The following is a 17935-nucleotide window of genomic DNA, read 5'->3' on the forward strand; positions in this document are numbered from 1 at the left end:
AATCTAAAGGATAGAAATGACGCTTAAACAATTAAAAGCTTTTTTAGCCCTTGCGCGTACACTCAACTATGCTAATGCATCATTAGAGCTACATCTCAGCCAGTCTGCTTTAAGTCTTACTATCAAAAGCTTAGAAGAAGAATTAGGCGGAAAACTATTTAACCGTAATACTCGCCGTGTTGAGCTTACCCAAGAAGGTAAATCCCTTATTCCCTACGCTAAAAAATTACTCGCCAATTGGGATGAAATGGAAAACGATGTTAAACAACGTTTTAAGCTCAATCGTGGAACTTTAAGTATCGCTTCAATGCCCTTCGTGACTCATGCGATTCTGCCTGAAGTAATTCATCAATTTTTAGAACTTCATCCCAACTTGAACTTTTCAATTCAAGATATTCCAAATGAGACCATTATAGAAAAAGTACAAGACGGTATTTTTGAGCTTGGTATCTGCTTTGAACCTGATCTCACCGAAGGCCTAGAGTTCAAACCACTATTTGAAGAAGATTTCTTAGCTCTATTACCAAAGACTCACCCACTTGCTCAATCATCTTCTATTACATGGCAAGAGCTTTGTTCAAATCCATTCGTGACATTGCAAAAACCTTCAATTGTTCGATATTTGGTTGAGCAGAATTGTTTGCGAAATAATATAACGCTCGATTTGAAAGTTGAATGTCATCAAATTTCATCACTCTCAAGCTTTGTGGCTTATGGAATTGGGGTGAGTGCAATTCCAAGGCATTTTGCTAAACACATTGATAAAGAACATAACGTACTCATTGAGTTAAAGGATGAATCTATTCATAAGACTGTAGGAATTGTTTATAAAAAGAACTTTGAAATTTCAAATATTTCGACTCAATTTATTGAAGCTTTGATTCAATATAAATTTTAAAAAATTAAAGACTGCTTTTTAGGATGAGCTAAGCATACGCTTAAGCTAAAATTATTAATTATTATAATTTTCAATGATATGAGGTGATTTTTTAAAGTATTTTTCTTTATGTTCGTCTGATCTTTTGTAGACGATTTGAAACCATTCATTGATTATACTTATTAATCATTTAAAAAAATTAACTTCTATAACGCAAAATGTGATGCTAAAACTAAGATTACTAAGGGATATAGGATAACAATAGAATGAATAAAGTTTATGCCAATGCAGAGGCAGCACTAAAAGACGTTATTGCAGATAATCAAACACTTGCCGTAGGTGGTTTTGGTTTATGTGGAATTCCGGAAAAACTGATTGTTGCAGTTAAGCAAAGTGGTGTGACTGGTCTCACATGTATTTCAAATAACGCAGGTGTAGATGATTTCGGCTTAGGTATATTGCTTCAAACCAAACAGATCAAAAAAATGATCTCTTCTTATGTTGGTGAAAACAAAGAATTTGAGCGCCAATATTTAAATGGTGAACTTGATGTAGAACTTACTCCACAAGGTACTTTAGCTGAAAAGTTACGTGCTGGCGGTGCTGGAATTCCGGCGTTTTATACACAAACCGGCGTTGGTACACTCATTGCAGAAGGTAAAGAAGAACGTACCTTTAATGGCAAAAACTACATTTTAGAGGAATCTTTAACAGCAGACGTGGCTCTTGTTAAGGCCTATAAGGCAGACAAGGCTGGTAACTTAGTGTTCCGTAAAACTGCTCAGAATTTTAACCCTGAATGTGCAATGGCTGGAAAAATTACAATCGCCGAAGTTGAACAGGTTGTTGAAATTGGTGAATTAGATCCGGATGAGATCCATTTAGCGGGTATCTATGTAAACCGCATTGTACTTAATGCGTCACCTGAAAAACGTATTGAGCATAAAACTTTAAGCACGGAGGCAGTATAAAATGGCTTGGTCGCGTAATGAAATGGCACAACGTGCTGCAAAAGAACTTGAAGACGGTTTTTATGTCAATTTAGGTATTGGCTTACCTACTCTAGTTGCTAATTATATTCCTGAAAATATTAATGTTTGGCTTCAGTCTGAAAATGGCCTATTAGGTATTGGTGAGTTTCCAACCGAAGAAACTGTCGATGCAGATTTAATTAATGCTGGGAAACAAACGGTTACTGCTCGCCCTGGTGCTGCTTTTTTCTCAAGCTCAGAATCTTTTGCCATGATCCGCGGTGGCCATGTCAACATTGCAATTTTAGGTGCAATGGAAGTTTCTGAAAATGGTGACTTGGCGAACTGGATGATTCCTGGCAAGAAAGTCAAAGGTATGGGTGGTGCAATGGACTTGGTTGTTGGTGTCCAAAAAGTTGTAGTGCTTATGGAACACTGTGCAAAAGATGGTACGCCAAAGATCGTTAAAAACTGTAGCCTACCTTTAACAGGTAAAAGTGTGGTTCATCGCGTCATTACTGACTTAGGTGTAATGGACATTACACAACAAGGCGTAGAGCTGATTGAACTTGCTAAAGATGTCACGCTTGAACAGATTCAAGCTGCTACAGGTGTTGAGTTTTATAAAACCTTAGTCGCTTAAATTTTAATTTTTAGTAAGCCAGATAAGACTTAAGTTAGAAAGTGAGCTTAAGTCTTAGCCCTTTTAAGCACCGGATGTGCTGTCTATAAATAAGAACGAGAAGGATTTTTTCAGCTATGGAAAAACAGCAAGGAATTTTTGAAAGATTTGCTCTTCGGATTAGTGACTGGTCTGAAAAATGGTTTCCTGATTCATATATTTTTGCATTACTTGGCGTCATTATCGTGTCAGTTGCCGCTTTAGGTATTGGTGCACCTATTCACGATGTTGCGACTTCCTTCGGTAACGGTTTCTGGAGTCTTATTCCCTTTACCCTGCAAATGACGATGCTCATTATTGTAGGTTATGTCGTTTCTGTATCTAAGCCCGTAAAGTTCCTAATCCAAAAAATGGCACGTATTCCAAATTCTGGACGTGGTGCTATTGTTCTAGTTGCAACCGTCAGCTTGTTAATTTCACTGGTCAATTGGGCAGTAAGCACGATTCTTACTGCACTTTTAGTGATTGCATTAGCAAAACGTAAAGAGCTGAATATGGATTACCGTGCAGCGGCAGCGGCAGCAATTATTGGTATGGGGGCAACTTGGGCACTTGGAATCAGCTCTTCGGCAGCACAGCTTCAAGCGAATAAAACCAGTTTACCTGAGTCAATTTACAACCTAACTGGTGTTATTCCATTTACTGAAACGATTTTCCTTTGGCAATCAATTGCGATGACCATTATTTTGGTCATTGTTTCAATCGCAATCGCGTATTGGTCAGCTCCAAAAGGTAATAATGTTAAAACGATTGATAGTTTTGATGTGCAGTTTGAAGAAGACAAACCACACGAGGAAAAATCTAATCGTCCAGGTGACTGGTTAGAAAACTCGCCTATCTTAACGATTATTGTGGTTGCATTAGGCTTAATCTGGATGTTTTTTGAGTTTTCAAAAAGTAATCCAATCATTGCTATTTCAAGTTTAAACACCTACAACTTTGTGTTTTTAATGCTTGGTTTAGCGTTACATGGCACACCACGAAACTTCTTAAATGCTGTTTCAAAGGCAGTTCCGGCTGTCTCAGGAATCTTAATTCAGTTTCCACTTTACGGAAGCATCGCCTTTATTATGACGCAAGCTTTAAACAGTCAAGATTTATCACTGTCGCATTATATAGCTGAGTTTTTCGTTTCAATCGCCTCAAAAGAAACCTTCGCAATTGTGATGGGAATTTACTCTGCCATCCTTGGGTTCTTTGTGCCATCTGGCGGTGGAAAATGGATTATTGAAGCCCCATATGTCATGCAAGCAGCAAATGATTTAAAGGTTCATTTGGGTTGGTCTGTACAAATTTATAATGCAGCCGAAGCTTTACCAAACTTAATCAATCCATTCTTTATGCTTCCAATGTTAGGGATTCTAAAACTAAAAGCAAAAGATGTGATTGGTTTTACAGTCACTCAGCTCGTTGTGCATTTTCCATTAGTTTTATTTTTATTATGGTTCTTTGGAAGAACACTTAGCTACACCCCACCTACTTTTTAATTTACTGGCGCCTTTAGTTTCGGCTAAAGGCAAATTTAGCAAATACATCAATAAGAGATATTAAGATGAGTTCAATTGTTATAGTTTCAGGTAGCCGTACTGCAATGGGCGGTTTTCAAGGCAGTCTATCGGCTTTAACTGCACCAGAACTTGGCGCTGCTGTTATCCGTGAATCTATTCAACGTGCAGGTGTTGCACCTGACCAAGTAGATGAAGTTATTTTTGGTTGCGTATTAAGTGCAGGTATTGGCCAAGGCCCTGCTCGGCAGGCGATGCGTAAAGCTAGTGTACCTGATCATGTCGGTGCAGTTACCATTAATAAATTGTGTGGCTCTGCCATGAAAGCGGTGTTAATGGCATCAGATACTCTAAAAGCAGGCAGTGCCAATATTATTGTAGCTGGCGGTATGGAATCTATGACCAATGCGCCTTATATTTTACCCAAAGCTCGCGGTGGTTACCGTATGGGTCACGGTGAAATTAAGGACCATATGTTTTTAGATGGTCTTGAAGATGCAGAAACAGGCCGCTTAATGGGTTCGTTTGCGCAAGACATGGCAAACACTAAAGGCTTTACACGTGAGCAAATGGATAACTTTGCAATTTCTTCACTTAAAAAAGCGCAAACTGCGATTACGGAAGGTTACTTCAAAGAAGAGATTGTTCCTGTTGAAGTAAAAACACGTAAAGGTGTCGAAGTTATCGATCAAGATGAGCAACCATTAAAAGCGAATCTTGAGAAGATCCCAACATTGCGTCCAGCTTTTAGTAAAGATGGGACAATTACAGCAGCTAACTCAAGCTCAATTTCTGATGGTGCTGCTGCATTAGTACTCACCACTGAAGAATATGCTCAAAGCCATGGTTTAAATACTTTAGCAAAAATTGTTGCAACTTCTACTCACTCACAACATCCAAGCGAATTTACCATTGCTCCAATTGGTGCAATTCAAAAAGTACTTGAGCATGCTGGCTGGTCTGTTGATGAGGTAGATGCTTGGGAAATTAATGAAGCTTTTGCAATGGTCGCAATGGCGCCAATTCATGAACTCGGGATTGACGAAGCAAAAGTAAACATCCATGGCGGTGCTTGTGCTTTAGGCCACCCAATTGGCGCAACTGGCTCAAGAATTATTCTTTCTCTTATCTATGCTTTAAAACGCCTTGGTAAGAAGAAAGGTGTTGCTGCGTTATGTATTGGTGGTGGTGAAGCTACAGCTGTTGCAATTGAAGTCTAAAAATCAAACCACGCAGAAGATGTAAGAATTTTTCTTACATCTTCTTTTTTAGACTTTAAAAAGTTCATAACAGGTTTGACGGAACCATTTATGGCTACTTTTATGATGGCAAGACATATGCCAATGTTGTTTAACATCATAAGTTGGGAAGTCTAGAGGTGCTGGTAAAATCTGTAAATTTTCTCTCACCAATAAGACTTGGCTTAAATAATACGGCACTGTTGCGATCGCATCTGTTTCTTGAACGACTAATCCCACTCCAAGATAGCTCGGTAATCGAATTAAAATATTTCGATCCAATCCTTTGTTCTGTAATTCATTTTTAATATGGTAATGCCCAATTCCCGCGTCAATGTCGATATGATACTCGCGCATATAATCATCTAAAGTAAAATTATTTGGGTCTAAACGAGGATGGCTCTTAGAGCTAATCACCACATAATGTTGTTTAAAAAACTTTTGTTGATAAAAGCCTTCTTCTAATTGGGGTAAAAAGCCAATTGCAAGATCAATCTCACCATTTGCCATTTGATAGCTGGTTTCTGGTGTAATCGGCCTAATATTCAAGCGAATTAAAGGCGCTTTCTCTTTTAAATAGTTTGTTAATTGCGGTAATAAAACCAGATGAGATACATCTGTCATTGCAATTGTAAAAAGCTGATCTGAAGTTAGCGGATCAAAGTTCACACTAAAGTTATTAATGCTTTCCACTTTATCAATAACTTCACTAATGAGCGGAAAAATCTCCTTTGCTAATTCGGTTGGGATCATCTCATTCCCAACACGAATAAAAAGTGGATCATTAAAATGCTGACGGATTTTGTTCAGTCCATTACTAACGCTCGGTTGTGTAAGGCCAATAGCATCAGCAGCCATTGAAACACTTTTAAACCGATAAATATGATAAAAAATATTTAGTAATCTACTATCTAGATCAAACAAAATTGTCTCCGTCTGGATCAAATAATCCATTCAAAAGGAATGAAATCAGGCACAGCAAATATAAAAATGCTCACTAGATTTCTGAATTATTGATATATGGTCTAAATTAACAAAGAATCTAGACCATGAGCAATGCTTTATAAAGCCTTTCATCACAAAGACAAAGGTGTGAGCTCTTTAATTGATTACTTTGTATGTAAATATCTTGAAGACATCACATATCATTATAAATTTTAATCATGCTGAGTTTGGAAGCCCTTCCAGATTTGCTGAACTGATTTGTTATCGCTCAAGTTATTTTTAAAAATGTAAATATCTTGCGGCAGGCAGTATTCATTATGGTCCAACATGACCAATTTTCCGGTAGCGAGATCTTCCTCTACATTAATTTTTGGAATCCATGCTACACCTAAACCTTGTAATACAAGCTCTTTCAAGTTGGTAGCATTGTCAGTTTCATATAAGGTTTTATAGATCAGTTTACCTTCAATCAATTGATCGACCAATTTGCGCAAATAAGCATGTTTACTATAAGCAAGTAATGAAAAATTACTCTGAATTGTATGCTTAGGCGTATGATCTGCTTCAGTAGCTGACACTGGAACAATCTCTGTTTCAGCGATCTTGATGCCACTTAAAATATCATCCCCAACTCGATTAATATTAGATCGATCTGCATAACAAATCATAAAATCGCAAGCACCTTCTTTTAAAAGAGATAAGCCTTCACCACTATTTGTCGCGACAATTTCGATTTTTAAATCACGCATAAATGTTGGGAATTTTTTTAAAAAAGTGGTTAAAAAACCTGATGCTAATGAGTGGACAACACAGAAACGAATCGTAGATTCGGTTTCATTTTTGATGTTTTTAATCAGCTTTGCTGTTTCTTCTACCTGCTTCTCAATATTTTTAGACATCACCAGCATAATCCGTCCAATGTCTGTAAATTCAATATTATTTTTATTATTTCGAATAATAACTTCAGCTCCGATCATCTCTTCTATTTGCTGAATTCTACGCGTAAACGCAGATTGACTAATAAATCGTTTTTCGGCTGCTTTTGAAATAGAACGCTCACGCTCAAGTGTCAAAAGGTCTTCTACCCAACGTACTTCTAAGTTCATTTTATGCATTCCCTTTTTATAGTTATGTCCTTAATCTGTCTGGTTGGGAAGCTGAATAAATAGCTGAATAGATGAATAAAAACTATAAAACATGGGAGTACCTGCAAAAATGCGATGGAGGATTGGCAAAGCCAAACAATAAAAGTAAGTATTTAAATAATTCTGACATAGAAAAGAGCGTAAGAGAATAAAAGACTTTGATTTAACTCAAGAACTCATACAAATATAAAATTATTAATCTAAAAATTATTTTAAATCAAAAAGTAAGGAGTATATAACGCAAGTAAATAACAAGTTTTAAGTTAATAAAAAATAGAAATAATCCTATGCTTTAATCATGTTTTATTTTTTATAAAAAAAGTCCGCACCTTGGGGAAGAATACGGACTGTAAAACTGAAAATGACTATCTGCTTATTTCAGGAATTAAACTCTCTGACTCAATAAATTCATTTAAATCAGAAGATATGCTTGTAGTATAGCTCAGTCCATAAAACCTGACTATTCTACTAAAGTATTTAACTTAAGATTGAATAAAAACTGAATTTCTAATATTCACCAATGAGGTAATATAACTTTCTTGAAATTTCAACCATCATATTAGAAGTATATTGAGTAATTTCAAAAACTTGCTTTTTCTGGGGATTGAACACCATATTGTCATTTTCATCACTAAAAAAGATATAAGTGGTGTATTTATCCATATGGTGGATATGCTCTTTTAAGCTTAATTTTTCCCCAGAATTGGGATCATAGGCGATAAACTTCATTCTCATGAATTTTGTCTCTATACATACAGTCTTTTACCCAGATTTTAAGAAAATCTAGATAAAACAATATTTTGATGGATAATATGGAATGGTTAACCTAAGAACTAAGGCTACTTGTAAGATATGGGCACAATACTATTAGCCTTGTTTACCGAGGTTTCAGCAGAAGCGATTGATTGCTCTGCTTCTTTAAGCAGACGAGAAGGTTTAGACTCACTTTTCTCTTCACCGTGGAAAAGCACATAGTATGTAAAACTTCCCAAAATAATTAATGCGGCTGTGACTTTTAACATAAACTTAAAACTAAGATTTTTTCGTATTATAGTGTTTTTTATGTGAAATGCATCACATTTTTATATGAATTTGTTAGATATGCTTCACTTTAAAAGCTAATAATAAAGATAATTAAGTTGATATTTCACTTAAATTAACTAGTCTTAATTTTTGCAATGGGTTGCTTTTAAAAATTAAATGACCATTCATTATATCAAGCAAATTTTGAAATTAACTTCATCTAATTGTTAAGTTGTTAATTTATATATTGAAATTAATAGTTAAAAATGAACTTTCCTAGTTAGTTGACTATAAAATTAAAAAATTGATATGCAAAAAATGCATAATCAACTTGATAAATGCATTAGAAGTGAAGCATTTCGAAATCTAATATGAATTATCTTCTTTACTAATTCGAAGTTTAATGATGAACGCTGAAATTACCACCCGTATTGAGAAGGATCTTATTGGTTATAGAGAGATCAATAATAACGACTACTACGGAGTTCAAACATTACGTGCTCTAGAAAACTTTAATTTAACTCAAAGCAAGGTCGGAAATTTCCCTCACCTTATTAAAGCCTTAGCAATGGTAAAGCTTGCTTGTGCTGAAGCGAACTATAATCTAAAAAGCTTAGATCAGACTAAATTTGAAGCGATTGAATACAGCTGTAATCAACTTATTCGTGGTAATTTTCACGATCAGTTCCCGATTGATATGATGCAAGGCGGTGCTGGTACTTCAACGAATATGAATGCAAATGAAGTATTAGCAAACGTCGCTTTAGAATATATGGGACATGCAAAAGGCCAATATCAATATTTGCATCCTAATAACGACATTAACATGTCACAGTCAACAAATGACGTGTACCCTACTGCGATTCGCTTAGGTTTGTTATTAAGCTTAGATGAACTAAATCTTCCTTTTAACAATTTAATCTTAAGTTTCCGCAATAAATCTCAAGAATTTGCTCACATCCTAAAAATGGGCCGTACACAGTTACAAGACGCTGTGCCAATGACATTAGGTCAAGAGTTTGGTGCTTTTGCAGTAACTTTACAAAAAGACCTTGAGCAAATTAATACGCTTATTCCAAATATTTTAGCGTATATGAACCTTGGTGGCACGGCGATTGGTACGGGAATTACTACTGAATATAGTTACCGTGAACTTGCGATTCAAGCGCTTGCAAAAATTTCTGGTAAGAAAATTAAGTCTGCTCCTGATCTAATCGAAGCAACTTCAGATATGGGTGACTTTGTTCTTTTATCTGGTTTATTAAAGCGTACCGCAACTAAACTTTCAAAAATTGCCAATGACTTACGTTTACTTTCAAGTGGTCCACGTACTGGCATTAATGAAATTAATTTAGAAGCTCGCCAACCGGGTAGCTCGATCATGCCGGGTAAGGTAAACCCAGTTATACCTGAAGCAATGAACCTTGCTTGTTTCCAAATTATTGCAAATGACTTGGCTGTAACTTTAGCTGCTGAGGCTGGTCAATTACAGTTAAATGCAATGGAACCACTTATTGCATTCAAACTATTTGAATCGATGGACTTGCTCGGTAAAGCAATGGCAATGTTCCAAACTAAGTGTATTGATACAATTACGGCGAACCCTGAGCATTGTAAGGCTTTGGTTGAAAACTCAATTGGTATCGTGACTGCACTTAACCCATATCTAGGTTATGAAACTACAACTCGTATTGCTAAAACTGCAAACGAAACTGGACAAAGCGTATTGGCTTTAGTTCAAAATGAAGGTTTATTATCGGCACAAGTGCTTGATGATATCTTGTCGATTAATAATATGGTTAAACCAAAAATGTCGGCTTAATTCCTGAAAATAAAAAAGGAGCTTTTATAGGCTCCTTTTTTATTTGTTCTATATTTTAAAAACTGAAAGTTGTAGAGAACTGGGCTGTACGTGGATTACCTAAGAATAAATAGTCATCACCCATAAATACACCTACATCACGCCAATATTTCTTATTAAACAAGTTATCAATATTGAATCTAAAAGTTGTGTCATGCCCAGCAAAATTTGTTTTATAGGCCGCACCAATATTAAAAACGCTGTAACCGCCTACTTTTGCAGTTCCCTCTTTGTTTGCATATTTACTGCTACTGTATTGCATGCCACTCAATAATCTTAATCCTTCAACTGACGGAACTTTATAAGATAACTGTGCAGTTGCGCGTACTTTCGGTACATTTTGAGTTTGATGACCTTTATAGCTGTCACTATCAATATCAACTAGACGAGATTTGGTATAGGTAATGCCAGAGCTTACGTCAACTGTATCGGTTAATGCACCAGTTAAACCTAATTCAATACCTTGATTGTGCTGTTCACCTTGTTCAATAAAATCGAAAGTTCCATCAGCATTTACTTTGCTATATTGATTGTCTTGTTTTAAATCAAAAATAGCTGCTGTTACTAAGAAGTTGCGTATTTGTTGTTTAACACCAACTTCATATTGTTCAGAATTTTTAGGAGATAGAACTTCTAGAGCATTATTAGCGAACCACGGAGCTTCTCCACCATCCGATAATCCTTTGGCATATGAAGCATAAAGGTTAGTCCCAGCAGTTGGACTATACATGAGCGCTAATTGTGGCAAGAACTTGTTTAAGTCGGTATTACGACTTTGTTGCCCATCTGAATTATAAGTTTGCTCATCAAGATGAATAAGTTTTCCACCGAGTAAAGTTGACCATTGATCATTAAATTGAACTCGGTCAGATATAGTAAATGCAGTCTGATCACTTTCTAAGGCTTTATAACGATCACCTAAGCTTTCAGATGACGGGCTATAGTCAATCGTATCTTCATAGATATTGCCTGTTCCTACCGCTACATTCAGTGGTGTATGGTGCTTTAAGGTTTTATATGTACGTTGTAATTCGAAAGCGATTTGATGCTGGATATTAGCAGTGTTGAATTGACCATTTAACCCAGCAGCGAACTGGTTAGTAATACGTGTATCATCTGGGCTACGGAAGTCATAAATGTCATAATTCCCGTGTTTATCAAAAGTATTGCCCAAACCAGTAACTTCACAATTATCGTTATAACATCCCCATGGGAAAGCACTATTATCATCAATCACAACACGGCTTTGCGATGCACTTAAGCTAGCATTCCATTGATCATTAAATGCATATTTATATTTCAAACTTGCATTTACACTGTTATTTACAACAGGTTTACTCCAAGACTGATAACCCAATAAACGGTCTTGATCTACATTTGTTGGTACTTCTTGCCCATCAAGCAGTTGATAACCTGGTACTGAACGTTGACTTTGATGCTGAGCTTCAATATCAAACAATAATTTAGAACGATCCTTAATTTTCCAGTCTAAAGCAACTGAACCAAACTCTCGTTTACCATTTGCGTGATCAACATTTGGATGGATGCTTTCATGGGCTAAATTGATTCGATAACCAAAACTATCATTAACAAAGCCGCCGACATCTGTTGCCAGTGTATAGCCGCCTTCTGAATTTGCATCTACAGTAATGTTTTTAACATCGGCAGGTCTTTTGGTGACATAGTTAACCACACCACCTGGCGTCGACATTCCAGATTGAATTGCAGAAATACCTTTTAAAATTTCAACTTGTTCTTTATTTTCTAAAGCCACATTTTGTTCGCCACGTATAGTATGGCTATTAATGAGATAACTTGAGCCTAAATCAAGCGCAAAACCACGTGCTACAAAATTTGGATAGTAGCCAATTGCAGCATAGCCATCCCCTAAAGAGGAATCATTTTTAATAACATCAGTTAAAGTTTTTGCGTGTTGGTCTGCTATACGCTCAGAGGTAATGGTTGTAATAGATGCAGGAACTTTCTTTACATCACTAGTTTGAAAACCAGATAAATTAACTTTTTTAGACGTATATAGTGCATCATTATTTTGTGTAGCATTCACAGTAATGGTTGGGAGCTGCGAAACCTCCGCTTCATTTGCATAGACGACAGATGTTATGAGTGCAATAGATGAAGCCAATGCTGTTTTAGAGCATGTCATGAAGTGAAGATTTAACGAACGTCTTTCCATTGAATAACTACCTGCCATACCGTGCATAATTCTAAAGCGCTAGAAATGAGTGCGGAGTCTATTTTTAGACACGCAAGAATACAGCTACATATATTGAGAAACAATACATTCTGTACTTTTTCGATTAAGTGTATTTGATACAAATTTTATGAACTTATCATTATATAAATTTCATTTATTTTATTAGGAATTGACGCTATAACTTTTTAAGTATTACCAAATATTCAAAATAAACTTAAGCTCGAAATGAAACTTAAAAGGAGAAATAAAATAGAAAAGTACCGTTGTAAATTAGCTCACTGATTTTAAATAGAATTAATTATTAAGTTAAATGAAAGGAAGTGTTCGATCATTGGTGAAAATCTCTTTAAATCGAACAAAAGGACATAATCTTACTAGAAACGAATTTTAAAATTAGAAAAAATGAATGGTTAGGAATTTAAGGAAGTGCTCAGGATTGAGTGATATTTAAAGTTTCATTCTATTTTCTATCTAGCATATCTAAAAATTCCTCATTTTTGTCTGCAAAATGATGGAAGAAATATGACATACACTCAGGAAGAAAAACGTAGCAGAATACGTGGGATTGTAGGCGCAGCCTCTGGTAATTTAGTTGAATGGTTCGACTTTTATATCTATGCAGTATTTGCTGCCTACTTTACTCAAGCATTAACAGCACCTGATATGGATAGTACGACTAAATCTATCTATGTGTGGGGCGTATTCGCTGCAAGCTTTTTTATGCGTCCTATTGGTAGTTGGGTATTTGGACGAATTGCAGACCGGCATGGTCGAAAAAAGTCGATGGTCATCTCAATTTGTCTGATGGCTTTGAGTTCTTTTCTATTTGCAGCCCTACCTACTTATGACCAAGTTGGCTTATTTGCCCCTTTTCTTTTACTGGTAGTGCGCTTACTTCAAGGCTTATCGGTTGGTGGTGAATATGGTGCAGTAGCAACATATATGAGTGAATTGGGTTTAAAAGGCCAACGTGGTTTTTACTCGTCTTTCCAATATGTCACCCTCTCTGGTGGTCAATTACTTGCCAGCTTACTGGGCGTTATTTTGTTGGCGTTCTTAAGTGAACAACAATTACATGATGGCGGCTGGCGTATTCCGTTTGTTATTGGTGGTATTGCAGCAATTTTTTCTTTGCTTGCACGTAGTCGCTTAGAAGAAACGCTCTCTCATCAAGACAGCGAACGAAAAGAATCTGGCAGCTTAAGAGAACTCTTTAAGAAACATTGGAAAACCTTTTTATTGGTGGTTGGATACACTTCTGCTGGTTCATTAACGTTTTATGTAGAGACCGTTTATTCAAAAACCTATTTAACCAATTTAGGGATGGATGGAAAAACCGTTGGTTATATCATGACCTTCGCCCTATTTGTCTATATGTGTGCTCAACCTGTATTTGGTGCTATTTCCGACCGTATTGGGCGACGCTCTTCAATGTTGGCCTTTAGCTTATTGTCTGCGATTTTTATCTACCCAGTCATGGTGATCGGGATGCGTGCCTATATTGATTCGCCGATCATTATTGCCTTGCTACTCATTTTTATGATGATGTTACTCAGTTTCTATACATCTATCAGTGGCTTGGTAAAAGCTGAAATGTTCCCACCTCATGTGCGAGCTTTAGGTGTAGGATTTTCTTATGCGGTGGGTAATGCGCTGTTTGGTGGTTCTGCACCTTCAGTTGCCTTACAGTTTAAAGCTGCCGGAATTGAAAATACCTTCTTTATATATGTCATTGTCATGCTGATTATCTGTTTCTTATGTAGCCTTGCGCTTCCTAAAAAACCAGATTATTTAGAACATGATCATTAAAAAGTAAAAGATAGATATTCTTCTAGAGATTTTTTAGAAGAATATCTTTTTAAAATAATAAGAAAGTCATTTTTGTTCTGTATGCTATAGCTGCCTAGCACATCTAACTTATTCAATTAACTAAAAGTTACTAGTTTTTGATGTTCTTGATCCGTATGAATCAATTTTTTGATGGGATAAAAAATGGAAAACGAAAAATCCCCTTTACCTGAAAGTATTATTCAAGTCACCTTCTGGCAAGCCTTTTTATTTTGGCTCAAGCTCGGCTTTATTAGCTTTGGGGGACCAGCTGGACAAATTGCTGTGATGCATCAGGAACTCGTTGAGCAAAAACGCTGGATATCCGAAAAAAGATTTTTGCATGCCCTGAACTACTGCATGTTATTACCTGGTCCTGAAGCACAACAATTAGCAACCTACATTGGTTGGCTTATGCATAGAACTGCTGGAGGATTAGTTGCAGGTATTCTATTTGTATTACCCTCCTTATTTATTTTAATTGGGCTGTCTTGGGTTTACATAAAATTTGGAGATGTTCCCGTTATCGCAGGCATTTTCTACGGGATCAAGCCTGCCGTCACCGCAATTGTCTTTCATGCAACATACCGTATAGGTAGCCGCTCACTTAAGAATAAATTTTTATGGTTCGTCGCAATTGCTGCGTTTCTTGCCATTTTTGTCTTAAAGCTCCCTTTCCCGCTTATTGTTTTATCAGCAGGTATTGCTGGCTATTTAACAAGTAAAAAATACCCGGAACTATTTTCCTCAGCAGCAGGACATAAATCTAGTCAAAAAGATTATGGTTCGGCATTTATTGATGATGATACCCCGCCCCCAGAGCATGCTAAATTCCATTGGCCACGGTTAGCTAAACTTATTTTTGTAGCAATCGCTTTATGGCTATTGCCAATTTTAGCTTTAGGCGCATATTTTGGATGGCATCATTCTTATACTCAAATGGCGTGGTTCTTTACCAAAGCTGCTTTACTTACGTTTGGGGGGGCCTATGCAGTTTTACCTTATGTCTATCAAGGAGCTGTAAATCATTTTGGATGGCTTTCACCTACACAAATGATTGATGGTTTAGCTTTAGGTGAAACTACACCGGGTCCACTGATTATGGTAGTGGCTTTTGTTGGCTTTTTAGGAGGCGTCAATCATTCATTACTTGGCTTTGAGCATCTATTTTTTGCTGGAGCACTTGGTGCAGTCATTGTGACTTGGTTTACCTTTCTCTTTTCATTTGTATTTATTTTTGCGGGTGCGCCCATTATTGAATCTACACATAATGAAATTAAATTTACTGCGCCACTCACTGCAATTACCGCGGCTGTGGTCGGTGTAATTTTAAATCTCGCACTATTTTTTAGTTATCACGTGTTATGGCCACAAGGCTTTTCAGGGCATTTTGACATTGTTGCAGCCTTCATTACTGTTGGTGCATTTATTGCTTTATTCCGCTTTAACGTGAACGTGTTATATGTGATTTTTGCATCAGCGCTGGTTGGACTCGCTGTCACTTTTTTTAGTTAACTATTGATTTAAATATTTTTTAAATTCAGAAAATCTTATCAATAAGGCCGAACAGTTTCTTTTCTGTTCGGCTGTTTATATTTTTACCCCGCTAATTGTGCGATTTGTGCTGCTGCATTATCTAAGGCAGCTTGACGTGCTTCTGGGCCGAAAGCGATCCCTTCCGCGCGCACAAAAGTGATATCAGTCACCCCAATAAAATTGAAAAACGCTTTGATATAAGTTTCTTGATAGTCTAAAGCTTCGGCTGGTGAACCTTCTGAATACACACCACCACGCGAAGAAGCAATAATGACACGTTTACCTTCTACTAAACCTTGAGGGCCGTTTTCCGTATAACGGAATGTTTTTCCAGCAACAGATAGACGGTCAAGCCACGCTTTTAACTGTGATGGAAAGCTAAAGTTGTACATTGGTGCGCCAATTACAACGATATCTGACGATAAGAACTCGTCCAAATATTGGGTGTTTCTTGCAACACGTTGTTGCGCTATTTCATTATTAGGTTCAACACCTTGCCATGCCAAAAACTCAGCATCAGACAAATGAGGAATTGGTTCTAAAGCAAAATCGTGATGAATAATTTCTGCATCAGGATAAGCTGCGCTGAGCTTTCCAATAACAGATGAGGTGAGTTGGCGGCTAACAGACTGCTCACCTAAAATACTTGTGTCAATTTGAAGTAGTTTCATCGTTTATACCTACAGTATAAAATTGTTACTTGAACTAATTATGTTACTACTATTATTCTGATGCACAAGAAGGCACATTTAGGGAACCAAGTAATATGACTGTAACCATACCTCACGATATCCAAAGTTCAGATTGTCAAAGAGTCAGTCAAGTGTTGGCTAGAGTTGGAGAGAAATGGAGTATACTCATTGTAATGACACTTGCATCACGTTCTCATCGCTTTTCTGAAATTAAAAGAAGTATCAATGGAATATCACAGCGTATGCTTACCTTATGTTTGCGTGGTTTAGAAAGAGATGGATTGGTTAAACGTACGGTTTATCCTGTAGTTCCACCTCATGTTGAATATGAATTAACTCCATTGGGCCATTCACTTACAGAACCTGTAATTGCTTTAGGCCAATGGGCTCAGCAGCATATTGCGGATATTGATGCGGCAAGAGCTGCGTTTGATGCAGCTCAAGATAAACCAATTACATTAGATACTTAACGTAACTGCGAAGGACTTATGCCATAAAATTGTTTAAAGCGATGACTTAAATGGCTTGCTGAACTAAACCCACATACTAGGGCAATATCTTGCAAAGAAAGCTGAGATGACTGAATTAGCCCTTTGGCCTTGGTTAAGCGTCTTTGCATGACATATTGGTGAGGTGCCATATTCATGGACTGTTTAAACATATGAGCAAAATGGTATTCGCTTAAATTCACAACATTCGCCAAATCAGACAAGGTAAGTGCTTGATCTAGATGCCCTTCAATCCAGTCCTGAATATATTTGAGTTTATGAGGAGCGAGCCCACCCTTGATAGTAGGTTGTTGCCATTGAACACTGCTATATCTTCGAATTAAATGGTTCAGCAATAAACTGGCAGTTGTACTCATTTGTAAATGGTTTGCTGAATCTTTCCAATCACAATCTAGCAAGAAAAACTGATAAAGCGCTCGAATCTTTTCGTCATCGTTAAAAACAACTTCGTTTAGTTCAATTTGATTAGGTTCTTTGTCCCATATTTTTTCGGCAACATCACGCAAATGTTGGTCGGTATAATACAAGTGAACGAATTTAAGCCCACCACGTATGTCCCAAGTCGACTCCTGATGCTCAGGCAATAAGCAAAAACGCCCCGGCCCACCGCCGTTTTTCCAGCCTGCAGGGGTTTTTTGATAGCTTTCATAGCCATCTTGAATATAGAGACTTAAAGTGTGGTGATCGCTACAGACACTTACACGATCTTGCTGATTAGACCAAAATGCAAGTTGCATATTCTCATCAAGCACCACAGTTTCGTGAAGCTTGGCTTTAGATTGCTGTAGCTGTTCTAAAGTTTGATAGGCCATGCAAAATTAAAACGAATATCATTGAGCTTAAGTTAACCATATTCAGCAAAATTCAGCTAGTTTAGATCTATAAAAAACGCAAGATCTTGCATGTGCA

At 36.8% G+C, this 17935-nt stretch carries 16 protein-coding genes; 9 read left to right on the plus strand and 7 right to left on the minus strand.

Features of this window, described 5'->3' with window-relative positions; translation table 11 throughout:
• The first annotated feature begins 16 nt into the window (after nt 1-16).
• The 5 genes from F928_RS13140 (at nt 17) to F928_RS13160 (ending at nt 5255) form a co-directional block, all read left to right on the plus strand.
• Complete coding sequence (locus tag F928_RS13140; RefSeq protein WP_002113536.1) at nt 17-898, plus strand: LysR family transcriptional regulator; 882 nt, start codon at nt 17-19, stop codon at nt 896-898.
• Nucleotides 899-1143: 245 nt separating this feature from the next.
• A complete protein-coding gene (gene atoD, locus F928_RS13145) occupies nt 1144-1848 on the plus strand; it encodes a CoA transferase subunit A (RefSeq protein WP_002113873.1) in 705 nt (234 codons plus the stop codon).
• Nucleotide 1849: 1 nt separating this feature from the next.
• Complete coding sequence (gene atoA, locus F928_RS13150; RefSeq protein ID WP_002113731.1) at nt 1850-2491, plus strand: 3-oxoacid CoA-transferase subunit B; 642 nt, start codon at nt 1850-1852, stop codon at nt 2489-2491.
• A 116-nt stretch (nt 2492-2607) separates the two neighbouring features.
• Complete coding sequence (gene atoE / locus F928_RS13155; RefSeq protein WP_002113591.1) at nt 2608-4017, plus strand: short-chain fatty acid transporter; 1410 nt, start codon at nt 2608-2610, stop codon at nt 4015-4017.
• A gap of 65 nt (nt 4018-4082) precedes the next feature.
• Nucleotides 4083-5255, plus strand: a complete 1173-nt coding sequence (locus tag F928_RS13160; RefSeq protein WP_002113802.1) for a thiolase family protein — start codon at nt 4083-4085, stop codon at nt 5253-5255.
• Nucleotides 5256-5303: 48 nt separating this feature from the next.
• Here F928_RS13160 and F928_RS13165 read toward each other — a convergent pair whose 3' ends face one another.
• From F928_RS13165 to F928_RS13180, 4 genes are all read right to left on the minus strand, one after another.
• Nucleotides 5304-6197, minus strand: coding sequence for a LysR family transcriptional regulator (locus tag F928_RS13165; protein ID WP_003651675.1), 894 nt, complete (start codon nt 6195-6197; stop codon nt 5304-5306).
• A 233-nt stretch (nt 6198-6430) separates the two neighbouring features.
• Nucleotides 6431-7324: a LysR substrate-binding domain-containing protein gene (gene yjiE / locus F928_RS13170; RefSeq protein ID WP_002113716.1), complete on the minus strand. Its 894-nt coding sequence runs from the start codon at nt 7322-7324 to the stop codon at nt 6431-6433.
• A 546-nt stretch (nt 7325-7870) separates the two neighbouring features.
• The gene (locus tag F928_RS13175; RefSeq protein WP_014206692.1) at nt 7871-8092 is read right to left on the minus strand and encodes a hypothetical protein; all 222 of its coding nucleotides are present in this window, start codon (nt 8090-8092) and stop codon (nt 7871-7873) included.
• Nucleotides 8093-8202: 110 nt separating this feature from the next.
• Entirely contained in the window at nt 8203-8385 is a 183-nt protein-coding gene (locus tag F928_RS13180) for a hypothetical protein (RefSeq protein WP_005076102.1), read from the minus strand.
• A gap of 404 nt (nt 8386-8789) precedes the next feature.
• Between F928_RS13180 and aspA the strand changes: the two genes are divergently transcribed.
• The gene (gene aspA, locus F928_RS13185) at nt 8790-10208 is read left to right on the plus strand and encodes an aspartate ammonia-lyase (protein ID WP_016806169.1); all 1419 of its coding nucleotides are present in this window, start codon (nt 8790-8792) and stop codon (nt 10206-10208) included.
• A gap of 55 nt (nt 10209-10263) precedes the next feature.
• Here the strand turns inward: aspA and fatA are convergent, their stop codons facing one another.
• Complete coding sequence (gene fatA / locus F928_RS13190; protein WP_005076106.1) at nt 10264-12468, minus strand: TonB-dependent siderophore receptor; 2205 nt, start codon at nt 12466-12468, stop codon at nt 10264-10266.
• A gap of 516 nt (nt 12469-12984) precedes the next feature.
• Here fatA and pcaT point away from each other — a divergent pair.
• Nucleotides 12985-14271: an MFS transporter gene (gene pcaT, locus F928_RS13195; RefSeq protein ID WP_005076108.1), complete on the plus strand. Its 1287-nt coding sequence runs from the start codon at nt 12985-12987 to the stop codon at nt 14269-14271.
• Between the two features lie 183 nt (nt 14272-14454).
• Nucleotides 14455-15804, plus strand: coding sequence for a chromate efflux transporter (gene chrA, locus F928_RS13200; RefSeq protein ID WP_005076109.1), 1350 nt, complete (start codon nt 14455-14457; stop codon nt 15802-15804).
• A gap of 83 nt (nt 15805-15887) precedes the next feature.
• Here the strand turns inward: chrA and acpD are convergent, their stop codons facing one another.
• Entirely contained in the window at nt 15888-16496 is a 609-nt protein-coding gene (acpD, locus tag F928_RS13205) for an FMN-dependent NADH-azoreductase (RefSeq protein WP_005076111.1), read from the minus strand.
• A gap of 95 nt (nt 16497-16591) precedes the next feature.
• Here acpD and F928_RS22045 point away from each other — a divergent pair, with 95 nt between their 5' ends.
• Nucleotides 16592-16987 (plus strand): winged helix-turn-helix transcriptional regulator, encoded by a 396-nt coding sequence (locus F928_RS22045; protein ID WP_005069321.1) that lies wholly within the window; start codon nt 16592-16594, stop codon nt 16985-16987.
• On the opposite strand, the gene lumQ is transcribed toward F928_RS22045, so the two are convergent.
• Nucleotides 16984-17838: a helix-turn-helix domain-containing protein gene (lumQ, locus tag F928_RS13210; protein WP_005076113.1), complete on the minus strand. Its 855-nt coding sequence runs from the start codon at nt 17836-17838 to the stop codon at nt 16984-16986. The two genes, F928_RS22045 and lumQ, sit on opposite strands and share 4 nt — an antisense overlap.
• Between the last annotated feature and the right edge of the window lie 97 nt (nt 17839-17935).

Source organism: Acinetobacter pittii ATCC 19004 = CIP 70.29, from assembly GCF_000369045.1.
Classification (GTDB): domain Bacteria; phylum Pseudomonadota; class Gammaproteobacteria; order Pseudomonadales; family Moraxellaceae; genus Acinetobacter; species Acinetobacter pittii.